The sequence below is a fragment of the Haloechinothrix salitolerans genome, from assembly GCF_042662605.1.
Lineage (GTDB): Bacteria > Actinomycetota > Actinomycetes > Mycobacteriales > Pseudonocardiaceae > Haloechinothrix_A > Haloechinothrix_A salitolerans.
Genome location: NZ_JBHSXX010000001.1, coordinates 3,408,087 through 3,423,298 on the forward strand (window position 1 = coordinate 3,408,087; position 15,212 = coordinate 3,423,298).

The 15,212-nt window shown below is 68.5% G+C and carries 15 protein-coding genes; 11 read left to right on the forward strand and 4 right to left on the reverse strand.

Annotated elements, in window-relative coordinates; all coding sequences use genetic code 11:
• The first annotated feature begins 147 nt into the window (after positions 1-147).
• From ACFQGD_RS16195 to ACFQGD_RS16225, 7 genes are all read left to right on the forward strand, one after another.
• The gene (locus tag ACFQGD_RS16195; protein WP_345390649.1) at positions 148-1,167 is read left to right on the forward strand and encodes a helix-turn-helix transcriptional regulator; all 1,020 of its coding nucleotides are present in this window, start codon (positions 148-150) and stop codon (positions 1,165-1,167) included.
• Positions 1,168-1,169: 2 nt separating this feature from the next.
• Positions 1,170-2,150, forward strand: coding sequence for a helix-turn-helix transcriptional regulator (locus tag ACFQGD_RS16200; RefSeq protein ID WP_345390652.1), 981 nt, complete (start codon positions 1,170-1,172; stop codon positions 2,148-2,150).
• Positions 2,151-2,160: 10 nt separating this feature from the next.
• Entirely contained in the window at positions 2,161-2,400 is a 240-nt protein-coding gene (locus ACFQGD_RS16205) for a hypothetical protein (RefSeq protein ID WP_345390655.1), read from the forward strand.
• Between the two features lie 54 nt (positions 2,401-2,454).
• Entirely contained in the window at positions 2,455-2,781 is a 327-nt protein-coding gene (gene tatA / locus ACFQGD_RS16210) for a Sec-independent protein translocase subunit TatA (protein WP_345390658.1), read from the forward strand.
• A 41-nt stretch (positions 2,782-2,822) separates the two neighbouring features.
• Complete coding sequence (gene tatC, locus ACFQGD_RS16215) at positions 2,823-3,797, forward strand: twin-arginine translocase subunit TatC (protein ID WP_390183603.1); 975 nt, start codon at positions 2,823-2,825, stop codon at positions 3,795-3,797.
• A gap of 67 nt (positions 3,798-3,864) precedes the next feature.
• On the forward strand, positions 3,865-6,636 hold the full coding sequence (locus tag ACFQGD_RS16220; RefSeq protein WP_345390661.1) for a DEAD/DEAH box helicase: 2,772 nt from the start codon (positions 3,865-3,867) through the stop codon (positions 6,634-6,636).
• A gap of 103 nt (positions 6,637-6,739) precedes the next feature.
• Positions 6,740-7,648 carry a DUF4333 domain-containing protein gene (locus ACFQGD_RS16225; RefSeq protein WP_345390664.1) on the forward strand — a complete coding sequence of 303 codons (909 nt, stop codon included), beginning with the start codon at positions 6,740-6,742 and terminating at the stop codon, positions 7,646-7,648.
• A 90-nt stretch (positions 7,649-7,738) separates the two neighbouring features.
• Here the strand turns inward: ACFQGD_RS16225 and ACFQGD_RS16230 are convergent, their stop codons facing one another.
• Positions 7,739-9,043 (reverse strand): HNH endonuclease, encoded by a 1,305-nt coding sequence (locus ACFQGD_RS16230; protein WP_345390667.1) that lies wholly within the window; start codon positions 9,041-9,043, stop codon positions 7,739-7,741.
• A gap of 211 nt (positions 9,044-9,254) precedes the next feature.
• Between ACFQGD_RS16230 and ACFQGD_RS16235 the strand changes: the two genes are divergently transcribed.
• Both ACFQGD_RS16235 and ACFQGD_RS16240 read left to right on the forward strand, forming a co-directional pair.
• Positions 9,255-10,475 carry a GNAT family N-acetyltransferase gene (locus tag ACFQGD_RS16235; protein WP_345390670.1) on the forward strand — a complete coding sequence of 407 codons (1,221 nt, stop codon included), beginning with the start codon at positions 9,255-9,257 and terminating at the stop codon, positions 10,473-10,475.
• A gap of 59 nt (positions 10,476-10,534) precedes the next feature.
• On the forward strand, positions 10,535-11,005 hold the full coding sequence (locus tag ACFQGD_RS16240) for a DUF4333 domain-containing protein (protein ID WP_345390673.1): 471 nt from the start codon (positions 10,535-10,537) through the stop codon (positions 11,003-11,005).
• Positions 11,006-11,010: 5 nt separating this feature from the next.
• On the opposite strand, the gene ACFQGD_RS16245 is transcribed toward ACFQGD_RS16240, so the two are convergent.
• The gene (locus tag ACFQGD_RS16245) at positions 11,011-11,964 is read right to left on the reverse strand and encodes a 5'-3' exonuclease (RefSeq protein ID WP_345390676.1); all 954 of its coding nucleotides are present in this window, start codon (positions 11,962-11,964) and stop codon (positions 11,011-11,013) included.
• Between the two features lie 76 nt (positions 11,965-12,040).
• Between ACFQGD_RS16245 and ACFQGD_RS16250 the strand changes: the two genes are divergently transcribed.
• Both ACFQGD_RS16250 and ACFQGD_RS16255 read left to right on the forward strand, forming a co-directional pair.
• On the forward strand, positions 12,041-13,189 hold the full coding sequence (locus ACFQGD_RS16250) for a Xaa-Pro peptidase family protein (RefSeq protein ID WP_345390679.1): 1,149 nt from the start codon (positions 12,041-12,043) through the stop codon (positions 13,187-13,189).
• On the forward strand, positions 13,189-13,641 hold the full coding sequence (locus ACFQGD_RS16255; protein WP_034271825.1) for an Lrp/AsnC family transcriptional regulator: 453 nt from the start codon (positions 13,189-13,191) through the stop codon (positions 13,639-13,641). The genes ACFQGD_RS16250 and ACFQGD_RS16255 overlap by 1 nt, the downstream gene beginning before the upstream one ends.
• A 7-nt stretch (positions 13,642-13,648) precedes the next feature.
• On the opposite strand, the gene ACFQGD_RS16260 is transcribed toward ACFQGD_RS16255, so the two are convergent.
• Both ACFQGD_RS16260 and ACFQGD_RS16265 read right to left on the reverse strand, forming a co-directional pair.
• The gene (locus ACFQGD_RS16260; protein WP_345390683.1) at positions 13,649-14,011 is read right to left on the reverse strand and encodes a hypothetical protein; all 363 of its coding nucleotides are present in this window, start codon (positions 14,009-14,011) and stop codon (positions 13,649-13,651) included.
• A gap of 71 nt (positions 14,012-14,082) precedes the next feature.
• The gene (locus ACFQGD_RS16265) at positions 14,083-15,156 is read right to left on the reverse strand and encodes a GDSL-type esterase/lipase family protein (protein ID WP_345390686.1); all 1,074 of its coding nucleotides are present in this window, start codon (positions 15,154-15,156) and stop codon (positions 14,083-14,085) included.
• Positions 15,157-15,212 lie beyond the last annotated feature (56 nt).

Sequence of the window (15,212 nt, forward strand, 5' to 3'; positions counted from 1 at the left end):
GCTCCGAGTGGGCACCCATGGGCATCCGCGCGATGTGATATTGCCGCGTAGTGGGGCGGTTACGCAGGGAAGTTGTCGCTCATTCGTGCGCGTGTTCGACGGGGAGTCGGTGCCATCAACGCCTTGACGCGAGCTACAGTCGGATTCGTGTCAACCGCCCGTGCTGAACGCCTGGTGAATCTGGTACTGGCGCTGCTGTCGACTCGCCAGTACCTGACCGCCGAGCGCATCCGAGGCATCGTCGGGGGCTACGCCGACGCGCCGAGCGACGAGGCGTTCTTCCGGATGTTCGAACGCGACAAAGGCGAGCTACGCGAGCTCGGGATTCCGATCGAAACCGGCCGCAACTCGGTATTCGATGGCGTTGACGGGTACCGCATCGCCCGTAGGGACTACGAACTGGGCGAAGTGGACCTCGCCCCGGACGAGGCGGCAGCCGTCGGGCTCGCCGTGCGCTTGTGGGACTCGCCCGAGTTGACAGGGCAGGCGCATGGCGCGCTGGTCAAGCTACGGGCAGCGGGTGTGGAGATCGACGAGTCCGCCAGGGCGCCGATCCAGCCAAGGGTGCGCACCGAGGCGGCGTTCGCGCCGATGCTGGCCGCCGTGCGCGAGGGCAGGCCGGTGCGGTTCGAGTACCGCCGAGCAGGGGCGGCCGAACGACGGCAGCGCACGCTGGAGCCCTGGGGCGTCGTCTCCTGGCGCGGCCGGTGGTACGTAGTCGGGCATGACCGCGACCGCGATGCCACCCGGTGCTTCCGGCTGTCCCGGGTGACCGGCACTGTCACGCCGATCGGTGAGCCGGGGGAGGTGACCAGGCCCGACGATGTGAACCTGTTGGAGATCGTGGCGGGCAGTGAGACTGGTGACCACGCTCCCGTCGCGACGGCCCGACTGTGGGCCGCGGAGGGTGCCGCGGCCGGCATCCGACGTGGTGCGCGGGTCATCGGCAAGCGGGAGGTCGACGGCATCCCCGGCGATGAGTTGGAACTCGACGTCTATTACCCGGACGGCCTCGCCCGCTGGATCGCGGGCTATGGTCCGGACGTCCTGGTGATCGAACCGGATGTGCTAGCCAAGGCGGTGCACGAACGTCTTGTCGTGCTCGCTGAGGGGACGGTGCTCGCCGAGGAGACTGCTGGGACACCGCGCGAGGGGGAAGGGAACTAGGCATGAAGACCGTCGCGGCGCGGATGCCTCGGCTGCTCGCGCTGGTGCCATATCTGCTGGCACGGCCTGGCATCGATATCGAGGAAGCCGCCGCTGACTTCGGCGTGACCGGTAAGCAGCTGCGCAAGGATCTCGAGCTGCTGTGGATGTGCGGGCTGCCAGGGTACGGGCCGGGCGATCTGATTGACCTGTCGTTCGAAGGCGACACCGTGACCGTTACCTATGACGCGGGTATGCGTCGCCCGTTGCGGCTGACGGGGGCCGAGGCCACCGCGATGCTGGTCGCGCTGCGCGCGCTGGCTGAGACTCCAGGGGTCGTCGACGGCGACGCGGTGCGACGGGCCATCGCCAAGATCGAGGCCGCCGCGGGAGAGGCCCAACCCGCTGGAGTCGTCGTCGGTCTCGGAGTACGGGAGGCCGAGCGCACGGCGGCGACGCGCGAGGAAGTGCAGCGCGCGCTCACGCAAGAGCGGGCACTGCGGATGACCTACTACACCGCGTCAGCCGACCGGATCAGCGACCGCGTCGTCGATCCAATGCGACTGCTGATCGTGGAGGGCAACAGCTACCTGGAGGCTTGGTGCCGCCGCGCGGACGCGGTGCGTCTGTTCCGGCTGGATCGGATCGACGCCATCGAGGTGCTGACCGAGCGGGCCGCGCCGCCCAGCGACGCCGAGCGGCATGACGTCAGCGAAGGCCTGTTCGCACCTCGGCCGGGCCAGCCGGAGGCCGTGCTCGTGCTCGCCCCGGACGCTCGCTGGGTCGCCGAGTACTACTCCTGCGAGGAACTGGCCGAACTAGACGGCGGCAGGCTGCGGGTACGGATGCGCTACGGCGACGAGAGCTGGCTTGTCCGGCTCGTGCTTGGCATGGGTGGCGAGATCATCGTGGAGGAGCCCGCTGAGCTGGCAGATCAGGTACGTGAGCGGGCGGCGGCCGGTGTGGCGCGGGCCAGAACACTCACGTCGTACCAGGCTGGCTAGGGTGATCATCATGTTCGACCCAGCCGACGGTTACCTCCTCAGCGCCGTGTTGTTGCTCGCCGGTGGCATCGTGTTCGCTGGCGTGGTGTTGCATGTAGTGCGGTCCGTGCGACGGTTCGTATCGGTGGGCACCGCGGTGCGGAAGGTGTGGCGTGGCGAGCTGCTGCTGCTCAAGGCGCGCACCGCCGCGCTGAAGATCGCGGTCCACCAACGGTGGCCAAAATCGGACGGAGTGGCGCCGCACACGTGACACGGTGCCGCGGGGTCGTAGACTGGTTCGTGACTACATGAGAGGAGGGCCACCATGGGTTCGTTGTCACCGTGGCACCTGGCCATTCTGCTGGCCGTGTTGATCCTGCTGTTCGGTGCGAAGAAGCTGCCGGACGCGGCACGTGGCCTCGGCAGGTCGCTGAAGATCCTCAAGGCCGAGACGAAGGGCCTGCGGGAAGAGGAGGACGAGTCGTCGTCGCGCGCATCGGACACGACCAACGCGACCAACCCGGACAGCAGGCAGCTTCCTAACGGCTCGACCGCCGCCAGCACCACGGACGACCAGAAGGTGGCTGAACTGCAGCAACAGCTCGATGAGCTGAAGCGCCAGCAGGATCAGACGCACAAGAACGCCAGCTAAGCTCCTAGAGCACCCGCGCGAGAAGAACGGAATCAGATTAGGTGGCGGAGCCTGCGACCTCCGAGCGTTTCGGACGCCGCGACAAGCGGCGAAAGCGCAGCCGTCGGCACAATCCCGACGGCACGATGACGCTGATCGAGCACGTCTACGAGTTCCGGCGGCGGCTGTCTTTCGCGTTGCTCGCGATCATCGCGGGCGGCATCGTCGGCTTCATCTGGTTCGACAGCGGCGTGGGCGCGCTCGCCTCGTTGGGTGATCTGATTCGAGGGCCGTACTGCAGCCTGCCCCCTGGCATGCTGGTCGACTTCGGTGACGGCAGGCAGTGCCAGCTCCTGCAGACCGAGCCGTTCGAGGCGTTCATGATCCGCCTCAAGGTCGGTATCGCCGCGGGCGCGGTGCTGTTCGCACCGTTCTGGCTGTACCAGTTCTGGGCGTTCATCGCGCCGGGTCTTTACCCGAGTGAGCGCAAGTACGCGCGGGTGTTCGTTACGCTGGCTTCGCTGCTGTTCGCGGGCGGCGCGGTGCTCGCGTACGCGATCACGCCCTTCGCGCTGCACATGCTGGTCGGCATCGGTGCGGAGAACTTCGCGACCGCTCTCACCGGCTCGAAGTACATCTCCTTTATCCTCACCCTTCTGATTATCTTCGGTGTGAGCTTCGAGCTGCCGCTGCTGATCGTGATGCTGAACCGGGTCGGCGTCGTGCGGTATGAACAGCTGAAAAAGTGGCGGCGCGGGATCATTATGGCGATGTTTGTGTTCGCGGCGATCGTCACACCCGCCGACCCGTTCTCCATGCTTGCTCTCGCACTGGCGCTGGTCCTGCTGTTCGAGCTGGCGATCCAGATCACCCGAGTACATGACAGGAAGCTCGAGCGCCAGCGCGAGGACCTGGGCTGGGACTCGCTGTCCGACGAGGAGGCGGCCCCGTTCCAGTATCAGCCGAGTGGTGCTGACGGCGAGGCTTCTGGCGAACGGCGTCGTGGCGGCACCGACAGCACGGACGACGTCACCTGATGGTTCCCGCGCGGGTGAGGCCGCATACCGCATGCGCGTCCCGCGGCGAATGTGAAACCCTGGCAGCGTGGCTGACCGACTGACGTCTCCTGCCGCCGCGTACAAGGAAGCACGCCGCCGTTCGGCGTATCCCCAGCTCACGGCTTTCCAAGCGGCCGCGGCTTTCGAGTTCGATCCGTTCCAGCGCCAGGGTTGCGAGGCGCTGGAGGACGGCCACGGCGTACTGGTCTGCGCACCGACCGGCGCGGGCAAGACCGTCGTGGGCGAGTTCGCGGTGCACCTCGCGCTGGCCGAGGGGCGCAAGTGCTTCTACACCACGCCCATCAAGGCGCTGTCGAATCAGAAGTACACCGAGTTGGTCGCTCGTTACGACGCCGACTCCGTCGGGCTGCTCACGGGTGACGTTTCCATCAACGGCAACGCGCAGATCGTGGTGATGACCACCGAGGTGCTGCGCAACATGCTCTACGCGGGCTCATCGACGGTCACCGACCTCGGCTACGTCGTGATGGACGAGATCCACTACCTCGCGGACCGGTTCCGGGGCGCGGTGTGGGAGGAAGTAATCCTGCACCTGCCGGAGTACGTCCGCGTCGTCGGGTTGTCCGCGACGGTCAGCAACGCCGAGGAGTTCGGCGACTGGCTGGTCACGGTGCGTGGCGACACCACTGTTGTCGTCGACGAGCACCGGCCGGTGCCCCTGTGGCAGCACATGATGATCGGCAACCGGCTGTTCGACCTGTTCGCCGACCGGGCCGATGACTTACGCGGCGACGACGCGCGGCACTACCGCATCAACCCGTCGCTGCTGCGCAAGGCGCAGGAGATCAGCCGGGCGTACGGGCCAGCCGCGCTGCGAGGCAAAAACCGCAAACGCGGCGGCTACCCGCGCGGGCCGCGCTACCGGCCGCCGTCGCGGGTCGACGTGATCGACCGGCTGGACCGCAACGGGCTGCTGCCCGCGATCGTGTTCATCTTCTCCCGCGCGGGCTGCGACGCCGCCGTCGACCAGTGCTGCCGGGCGGGGCTGCGACTCAACGGGCCTGATGAGGTCGAGCTCGCTCGCGAGATCATCGACGAGCGCACGCGCGACTTGCCGGAGGGTGACCTCGGCGTCCTTGGCTATTGGGAGTGGCGTGACGCCCTGGAACGCGGTATCGCCGCTCACCACGCCGGGCTGCTGCCCGCCTTCAAGGAAACCGTCGAGGAACTGTTCGTCCGGGGCCTCGTGAAGGTCGTGTTCGCGACCGAGACGCTGGCACTGGGCATCAACATGCCTGCCCGCACCGTGGTGCTGGAACGGCTGGTGAAGTACAACGGCGAGGCGCACGTCGACCTCACTCCCGGCGAGTACACGCAGCTCACCGGCCGTGCGGGGCGGCGCGGTATCGACGTCGAGGGTCACGCGGTCGTGCTGTGGCAGCCCGATATCGACCCGAAGCAGGTGGCGGGACTCGCCTCAACCCGGACGTATCCACTGCGGTCGTCGTTCAGGCCCGGCTACAACATGGCCGTCAACCTGGTGGCGCAGGTGGGTGCCGCGCAGGCGCGGGAGCTGCTGGAACAGTCGTTCGCGCAGTTCCAGGCCGATCGGTCGGTCGTGGGTCTGTCGCGCAAGATCGAGCGCAACAAAGAGGCGCTCGAAGGCTACGCGGAGGCCGTGACCGGCGACTTCGACGAGTTGCGCGACTATGTCGCGCTGCGCAAGCGGATCTCGGACCGGGAGAAGCTGCTCGCCAAGCAGAACACCGCGTCGCGGCGGCAGGAGACGGCACGGTCGCTGGAGCAACTGCGCAAGGGCGACGTGATCGCGGTGCCGTCCGGCAGGCGCGCGGGCATCGCGGTCGTCGTCGACCCCGGCCTGGATCCGGTCGCCGAACCAAGGCCGATCGTGGTGACCGAGGACCGGTGGTCAGGGCCGCTGTCGGCGTCCGACTTCCCCGCGCCGGTGGACAAGCTCGGCCGTATCCGGCTGCCCAAGCGGGTGGAGTTGCGTTCGCCCAAGACTCGTCGTGACATCGCGTCGCACCTGCGGGACAGCGGCATCGTCGCGCCGGGACGGCGACGCAAGCAGCGCAGGGACGCCAACTCAGATCCCGAGCTGGTGAGCCTACGCAAGGTATTGCGTTCGCATCCCGCACACGGGCTGCCCGACAGGGAGGCGAACCTGCGCTGGGTGGAACGGTACGAACGCCTGGTCGCGGAGAACCGCAAGCTGGAGGAGAAGGTCGCCGCGACGACGCACTCGCTGGTGCGGGCGTTCGACCGGATCAGGGCGTTGCTCACCGAGCGCGGCTATCTCGCCGAGGACGGCGAGACCATCACCGACGACGGCGCGCGGCTGGCCCGCATCTACAGCGAGTCCGACCTGCTCGCCGCGGAGTGCGTGCGGCACGGGCTGTGGCGCGACCTGCAACCCGCCGAGTTGGCGGCGGTGGTGTCCACGCTGGTGTTCGAGGCGCGCAGGGACAGCGCGGGGGAGTCGCGGCTGCCCGCTGGCGCGGTGAGTGAGGCATGGCAGCGTACGGCGGCATTGTGGTCCGAGCTGGTCGACGACGAGCGCAGGCACCGTCTCGGCCGTACTCGGGAGCCGGACGCCGGATTCGCGTGGCCGGTGTATCGCTGGGCGCGCGGGGAGTCGCTGGAGAAGGTGCTCACCACGGCGGAGCAGAACGGGCAGGAACTCTCCGCGGGAGACTTCGTGCGCTGGTGTCGCCAGGTGATCGACATGCTGGAGCAGCTCAGGGACGTCCTTGGCAAGGCCGATCCGGTCGGTGGCGCCGCGGGCTCGGCCGCACGGTCGTTGCGGAGGGGAGTCGTCGCGGCGGGCAGTGTGTGAGTGATATGAGTTAGATCGCCGCGTATGCCTGGGTGGCTGCGCATACAGCGCGTGGTGTGGTTGGATCACGCAGCAACGAACTTGGTAACTGGCGGAGGAAGACATGAGCACGCCGTACGGCGGCAGTGACCCGCAGCACGACCCGCAGCAGTGGGGCCAGCAGCCCTACGGCGATCCCGTGGGTGGCCAGCAAGCGGGCGGCGTGCCTGCTTCCGGTTACGGCCACCAGGCCCAGCCTGGTCAAGAGCAGTGGGGGCAGCAGCCCTACGGTCAATCGGGCCAGGATCAGTGGGGCCAGTGGGGTCAGTATCCGGCCGGCTACCAGCAGCCAGGTCAGGAGCAGTGGGCGCAGCAGCCGTATGGCCAGCCACAGCCAGGTGGGGCGTACCCGCCGAGCGGACCGCAGCCGCAGCAACCCGGTGGCGCGTATCCGCCCAGTGGACCGCAGCCACAGCAGCCGTGGGCCCAGCCTGGCCAGGAGCAGTGGGGGCAGCAGCCCTACGGTCAATCGGGCCAGGATCAGTGGGGCCAGTGGGGTCAGTATCCGGCCGGCTACCAGCAGCCAGGTCAGGAGCAGTGGGCGCAGCAGCCGTATGGCCAGCCACAGCCAGGTGGGGCGTACCCGCCGAGCGGACAGCCCGGTGGCTTCGGGCAGTACCCGCCTGGGATGGAGCCGGAGCAGCAGAAGAAGTCGAAGGCGCCGCTGTTCATCGGTATCGGCGTGCTGGTGCTGCTCATCGCCGTCGTCGTGGTGCTCGCTCTCTTCGGGGCCGGACTCTTCAAGGGCAAGGTCTTCGACGCGGCAGCCGTCGAGCAGGGCGTCGAACAGATCCTGTCCGACGAGGGCGTGGAGTTCGACTCGGGCAGCGCGTCCTGTCCCGCCGACCAGCCGGTGGAGCAGGGCCACACGTTCACTTGCACCGTCACTATCGACGGTGAGCAGAAAGAGGTGCCGATCTCGGTGGTCGACGCCGAGGCCGACCCGCCGAAATACCAGGTGGAAACGCCCTGACGGGGATCTGACGGGACCTGGGCATGCGGCTGTGCCGCGGCCAGCGGTGCTGATCGCGGTGAGCCGGTGTGTGGTTGTGGTTGCCCCTGGCTATCCGAGGGGTTCGGCGTGGGGTGCGGTGAAGCGCCTCGGCTGCCGTGTCGGATCGAGCCAGGCGGGCGGTAGGCATTCGGGTCGCCCGTCGCTGGCCATACGGGCGTCCCACCCGGCGTGATGCACCAGCCGGTGACACGCCGAGCACAGCAGGCAGAGATTGTCTATATCGGACGGTCCGCCGTCGTGCCAGGGCAGCATGTGGTGTACCTGGCACCACCGCACGGTCCGCGAACACATCACACAGCCGCCGTCGCGGGCGGCCAGTGCGCGGCGTTGCGCGCGGGTGGCGGTGCGCGCTTCGCGGCCAAGGTCGAGAATCTCGCCGCTGGAGCCGAGCACAGCGGGCACGATCCGCGAGTCACAGGCAAGCCTGCGGGCTTGTTCGGCGGTTATGGGGCATTCCCAGTTCAACGTCGGGGTGCTGGCGAACAGGTCCTGCGCGGCTGGGCTGTGGTCGGGATGGTGATCGCGGCGGAGGAGTTGATCTAGGTTCATAGACACGGTGACCACGGGCGTCTCGCCCGCTTCGGTCGGCCGCTCGCTGGCCCTTTGCGTGTAGTCGAGTAGTTCCGCGAAGGCGTCGCCGTGGCGTTGGCCGGTGCTGCGCTGGTCAGGTGTGCCGTCGACGTGCGGCTTCGGTTTGGCGAGCGCGGACAGCATGGCTTCCAGCAACTGGCCGGATTCGGCGTCGAGGGTGCCGCGTAGTTTCAACCGGTTGTGGCGGGTCCACGACCACAGCAACTCGCGCTCGGGTTCTGCCAGCTCATCGTCGTTCGGCTCGCGGCCGTCAGGGTCGAGCAACGCGAGGATGTGGCGTCCAGCGCGGCGCACCAGGACGGGTGTTGCCTGTCGTGCGAGATCGATGAGCGTTTTCTCGTAGCCCGCCCGGTCGGTGTCGTCTACCTCGGCGGGGAGGACGGCCATAACCTCGCTGATCGCGTCGACGTGGCCGGGATTGAGCACACCCTCGGCGGCGGCATCAGCTGTGAGTGGCGCGACAGCGGCCTTCTCGTGGGTGCCTTCGCAGGTGGGGTGCAGCGACTGCGCTCGTTGGACGCGCTTCTTCGCTTCGGTCGCACTGATCCGCAGTAGGTCGCGCTGTAACACCGCGAGGGAGCCGTAGCCGTAGGTGGCGAACACGCCGCGCGAGTGCATCTCGGCCAGCACCGCTGCCTGGGTGGCCTCCGCTTGATTACGCAACTCCTCGGCCGTCCGCAACGCCTCGGTGAGGTCGGTGTCGGACGCTTGCCACCAGCCGCGCGGACCAGGTGTGGGAAGCGGGGTGTTCGCGCTGGTCATGCCTCCAACACTAGGCTCTATCGAATGTGTGTTCTAGTGTCAGGTGTGGAACTTCCGCTGCACTTCCGTAGAACTTTCTCTGCACGTGCATACGGGCGAGCCGAGCGACCCCGGGCGAGCCGAGTGAGCATTGGCGACGTCCGCCGGGCCGCTATCGCGCGGCGAGGAAATTCGGTGGCGCGTCGCGTGAGAGCTGCGCGACGATCCCCGCATGACGGATCGTTCGATCAGGACACTCGACGCCACCGAGATCCGGTCGGCGAATACCTTGTTCCGCGCCACGCTCCACGAACCGCCGGCTGCCGACGATGTATGGCAGCGCTCTCAGCGCACGTATCAGGCCGGTCGCACTCTCGGCGCGTTCGAGAACGACACGTTGATCGGCACCGCGCGGTCGATCGACACCACGCTCACCGTGCCAGGTGGCGCTGTGCCGATGGCCGCCGTGACCGGTGTCGGCGTTCGTGCCGATCGCACGCGGCGCGGCGTGTTGACCGATCTCATGGCCACCCAGCTCACCGACTGCGCCGAGCGGGGCGTGCCGGTGGCGGGCCTGCACGCCAGCGAAGCGGTCATCTACGGCCGCTATGGCTACGGCATCGCCACCCACCACCGCAGCAGACGAGTGACGCGTCATCGCGCCGAGGTTCGGTCTAGCGCGCCGACCGACGGCGAGGTGGAGCTGTACGACCTCGATACCGCGCTGACGCTGCTGCCGGACGTCTACGCGCGTGTGGCCCATTCGCGGTCGGGCATGCTGGATCGGACGGAACACTTCTGGCCGATGTGGGAGGGCCACTTCCGTAAGGCGTCCGGGTTGATGCGGTTGGCGGTGCACCACGGCAGTGACGGGCCGGACGGGTACGCCGCGTATCGCGCGGTCACCGACAACGTCGTGGACGACGTGGCGGTGATGCACATCGAGGACATGGCCGCCGCAACTCCGGCCGCTTACGCTGACCTGTGGCGCGCGCTACTCCGGGTGGATCTGATCACCCGCGTCGAGTCGCTCTGGCAACCGCTCGACGTGCCGCTGGAAGCACTGCTCACCGACCATCGCGCCGTCGCGACGACCGGGGTCGAGGACGACTTGTGGCTGCGGCTGGTCGATGTCCCCGCCGCGCTCAACGCCCGCACCTACGGCGGGGGCGATGACGCGGTGGTGCTTGAGGTGTCCGATCCGGTGCTGAAGAGCAACTCCGGTCGCTACCGGCTGTCCGCGTCGGGCTGCTCACCGACGTCCGAGCCCGCCCAGCTCGCCCTCGGCGTGGACACGCTTGGCATGCTCTATCTCGGGGGGTGGCGGGTCGCCGACCTCGTGGCGGTCGGCAGGATCGAGATCACCGACGCCAGCACCGCTGATGACGTACTCGGTGCGGCACACCGGCTGCTGGTCACGGACAGTTCCCCCTGGTGCGGTACCTTCTTCTAGACGTCACCGATCTGGCGTAGCGTTTACGCCAACCGGTCTAGGCTAGAAGGAGTATTACCGTGGGCGCGAGTCCGCTACGACTCCAGCCACCTCGACGCGGCATGCCCACGCTGCCGTCGCTCGCTTCGTTGATGGCGATGGTCGTCGCGGCGCTGAGTACCGCATGCGATTCGCAAGAGCCGGTATCACCAGCGACGACGAGTCCGTCACCGACGTCAGCTTCGGTGACGACATCGACGTCGAGCCTCGGCACCGTGTCGGGGACGGCGGTGCCACCGCGCGGGAACGACCGGTCGGCCGCGCGGAAGCCCCCGAAGTTCGACCACACCGTCGTGCAGGACGCCGTCTACAGCATGCTCGCCCGGCATTATCGGATCGATGATGTCCAGCTCGTGATTTGCCCACCAAACCGCCCGGTGGTGCCGGGCACGACTTTTCGCTGCACCGCGAAGATCGCGGGCGAGAAGAAGTCCGTGCGGATCAAGGTGACCAGCGACAAGGGCGACTACGTCGTGGGCAGGCCCGAGTAGCGCTCTCAGCCATCGAGCGCGGTGAGCAGCCGATCCGCCGAACCGCCCAGGTTCCAGCGTTTGGCGAGTTCGGCCACCCGCTCCGGATCGGCGGGGGAGTCCGGCACCCGGTCGTCGCGGGAGAACGTGACCGGCGCGTCCGGCACCACCGCGACCACCGTGGGCGCCACCGCGAGATACTCGGCCGCCGCGGCGAGCTGGGTGCGGGCCCGCTTCGGCACGTCCGGGTGCTCCTCGTGGGCGGCGGCCAGGAGCCCGTCCAACGAGCCGAACCGCGTGATCAGCTTCGCCGCCGTCTTCTCACCGATTCCGGTGACACCTGGCAGGCCGTCGGAGGGGTCGCCGCGCAGCACCGCCATCGCCGCGTAGGCCGCACCCGCGGTATCCTCCGGCACGCCGTAGCGCTCCGCGATCTCGGCCGGCCCCAGGACCTCCGCCTTGGCCCAGCCCTTGCCGACGTAGATCACCGATGTGGGGGTCGGCTCGGAGCGCACCAGCTGGAACAGGTCCCGGTCACCGGTGATCACCTCGACCGGGTTGGTGGTTTCTCGCGCGGTCAGGGTCCCAATGACGTCATCGGCCTCGTAACCGGCCGCCTCGGCGGTGGCGAGCCCGCACGCTTCCAGCAGGTCGAGGATGATCGGTACCTGCGGGGTGAGCGTGTCCGGCACCTCTTCAGCATCCGGTTCGTCGCCTGCTTCCTCGGCCACGCGGTGCGCCTTGTAGCTCGGCAGCAAATCGACACGGAACTGCGGACGCCAATCGGCGTCAAGGCACGCGACGAGGCGTTCTGGCTTGCGGTCGGTGAGGATGCGCGCCACGGTGTCGGCGAAGCCACGGACGGCGTTGACCGGCGTGCCGTCCGGCGCGCGCAGTGACTCGGGTAGCGCGAAGAACGACCTGAAGTACAGGCTGGCGGCGTCGAGCAAGGCGAGCGGACGATCGGACGGGGCACTCATGGCTGCAGCTTGCCATAGCTTGGCGGACGGCGGGTCGCCCCACGTGCGATCGGGATGGCGCGACTAGGCTCGTGGCATGTCCCGTCGTTCACTCCACACACCCGCTCCGAGCCCGTCCCGACTGCGTGCCAGGATCGACCGCGCCCGCGCCGCCGCGGCGGCCGCCGACACCGACGCGCTGCTCATCGCGCCCGGCTCCGACCTGCGGTACCTGATCGGGCAGGCTGGCGGCTCATTCGAGCGCCTGTCCGCGCTCGTGGTGCCCGCCGGGGGCGCGCCGCCCGCGTTGGTGCTGCCTGCGTTGGAGTTGGCCGGGTTCTCGGACGTGCCGTTCGACGACCTTGGTGTCGACGTCGTCACCTGGGTGGACGGCCAGGATCCGTACCGGATGGTCGCCGACCTCGCGGGACGTGGCGGCTCGGTGAAGCGGGTCGCGGTCAGCGACACCACCATCGCGCTGCACGTGCTGACCCTGCGCGGCACGCTGGACGCCGAGCAGGTACTGGCAGGGCCGATCATGCGGGAACTGCGGATGCGCAAGGACGGCGACGAGATCGCCGCGCTGCGCACCGCCGCCGCCGCGATCGACCGGGTACACGCGAGGGTGCCGTCGCTGCTGCGCGCGGGCCGCACCGAGGCTGCGGTCGGCGCGGACATCGCCGCCGCCATCGTCGAGGAGGGCCACACGGAGGCCGAGTTCATCATCGTTGGGTCAGGACCGAACGGCGCGAGCCCACATCACGACGTGTCCGATCGGGTGATCGAGGCGGGCGACGTCGTGGTCGTCGATATCGGCGGACCGATCCCGGAGGGCTACAACTCCGACTGCACCCGCACCTACTCGATCGGCCAGCCGTCGCAGCCCGACGTGCTCGACACGTACGCGGTGCTGGAGCGGGCGCAGCGCGCGGCGGTGCGGGCAGTGCGGCCGGGCGTGCCCGCGTCGGCTATCGACGCCGCCGCACGGGAGCCGATCACCGAGGCGGGCTTCGGGGAGCGGTTCATCCACCGCACCGGCCACGGCATCGGCCTAGACGTGCATGAGGAGCCGTACATGATGGCGGGCAACGACCTGCCGCTGGAACCTGGCATGGCGTTCAGCGTCGAGCCGGGCATCTACCACGAGGGCCGCTGGGGCGCGCGTATCGAGGACATCGTCGTCGTCACCGAGGACGGCGTCGAACCGCTCAACACCCAGCCGCACGGGCTCACGGTGGTGGAGTGATGAGCGTCCCGCTCGAACCGACCGATCAGGCCATCGCGAGGGAGCTCAACGCCAACGGTCGCACCAGCTTCACCGATCTCGCCGAGCGGGTCGGGCTGTCGGTGTCCGCGGTGCATCAGCGGGTGCGAAGGCTGGAGCAGCGCGGTGTGATCAAGGGCTACACGGCACGGCTCGACGGGGAGCAGATCGGGCTCCCATTGACCGCGCTTATCTCACTGACCCCGAACGACCCCGCCGCACCGGACGACTACCCGCAGCGGCTGGAACACATCCGAGAGATCGAGTCGTGCTACTCGGTCGCGGGCGACGAGTCGTACGTGCTGCTGGTGCGGGTGCCGTCCCCGGCGGGGCTGGAGGATCTACTGCGGCGTATCAGGGAGTCGGCGAAGGTGTCGACCAGAACGACGGTGGTGCTGTCCACGCCGTTCGAGGGACGTCCCGCGGCGCTGTAGGCCTCATTCACCGCAGTGGGCGCCAGCGCTGCGTGCTCTCCCCGACAGCCGACGGCCTGCGGTCCGGGTGGTCGTGCAGCAGGATGCTCAGCCGCCGATAGGCGGTGAGGAACTCCGTGCGGGACTCGTTGTACTCACCCGCCGCCGCGTGCTCAAGTCCCGCGCCGATCGCCGCTTGCGCGGCTGGCTCAGCTGCGGCGAGCAACTCGGCCATTCCCGCCGCCGTGGTGCGCAGCTGAGCGAGCAGTCGCCCCATCTGCGGATGTCCCTCACCCACGGTGAGTGCGGGCACCACGACGTGCAGCTGGTCACGCAGCTGTGAGAGCGACGCACGTGGGGTGCCGCCGGATCGGCGTGCGGGTGCGTTCACCGGGACCTCCAGGGCAGGGACACGCAGGGCTTGGTAACGAGACCGGGTGATGTTCTCGTTATGACGCCAGGTCAGGGCAGGACGGTTGGGTGCAGTTCACCGTCAGTGCCCTCGCGGCATGCCGCCTCGCTCGTGGTGTCGGCGAGGAACTCGGTCATGCACCGCCCGATCTGGGCGTGACCTGCGACGTTGAGGTGGAATGACTCCTGGGCGGCATGCGAAGCTCGATCGACGTCGTCCAGGTCGTCCCACCGTACAGTGAGGCGGGTGAACCACTCGTTCGAGGCATCGGAACCACCGGTGCAGGCCTCGTGCCCGTACCCGGCGCGGGACAGGTCGAGGAAGCGCGCGCCCACGGCCTCGGCCGCCTCGCGCATGCCCCGGCTGAGTTCGGGGACGGCGGTGCCGCGGATCCACTCCAGGTCGGCCGTGCGGAACGGACAGCCGTCCAGATTGCGCAGCGATTCGGGAATCCTCGGACTGACCGGCGAGGGATAGGACTGAACCACCAGCTGGTAGTCCTCGCGGTCGTAGCCCACTTGCGCGAGGACCGTGCGTACGTCGTTCAGCGCGGTAACCACTTTCGGCACCATCGCGTCGACGGTCGACGTCCAGTTCTCGCGGAGCGCCTCGGTGCAGAGCGGACCGCCGAACCAGGCCTTCGCGCAGGCGCTCAGGTGGTGGGAGAACCTCGGATCGTCGTTGGCGCCGACCGCCACGACGACCACCTCGATCTCGTGGGTCTTCGCCAGCTCGCGCAGCCGCGCCGCCTGCGAACCCTCGGTGTACTTGGTCTGCTTCGTGAGCGCGACGTGCGCGGTCGCCGCGCCGGAACAGGCGAGGTTGACGGTCTTGTCGATGCCGGGCACCGATGTCACGTGCACCATGGCCTTGGGGGAGCGATGGCACCAGTTGCCGCCCTGGCCGTTGGTCGTCGAGGTGTAAATGCCGGTGCCTTCGCCGGATACGGAACTGTCGCCCAAACTGACGATGGTGATCGGCCCGCGCGGCTCGGGGGATGGCTCCGGAAGCGGCGTGGCCGCGCGGTTTGGCTGGCTGTTGGCCAGGAACAGCACCGCCGCCACGCAGGCCGCGAGAAGAACGACGAGCCCGCCATGCCACGGGCGAATCCCAATCTGCCGCATCGTTCGCGATCTTACGTCCGTTCGTGTGGCTCTCGCGTGTGCTATGCCCAGCCGGT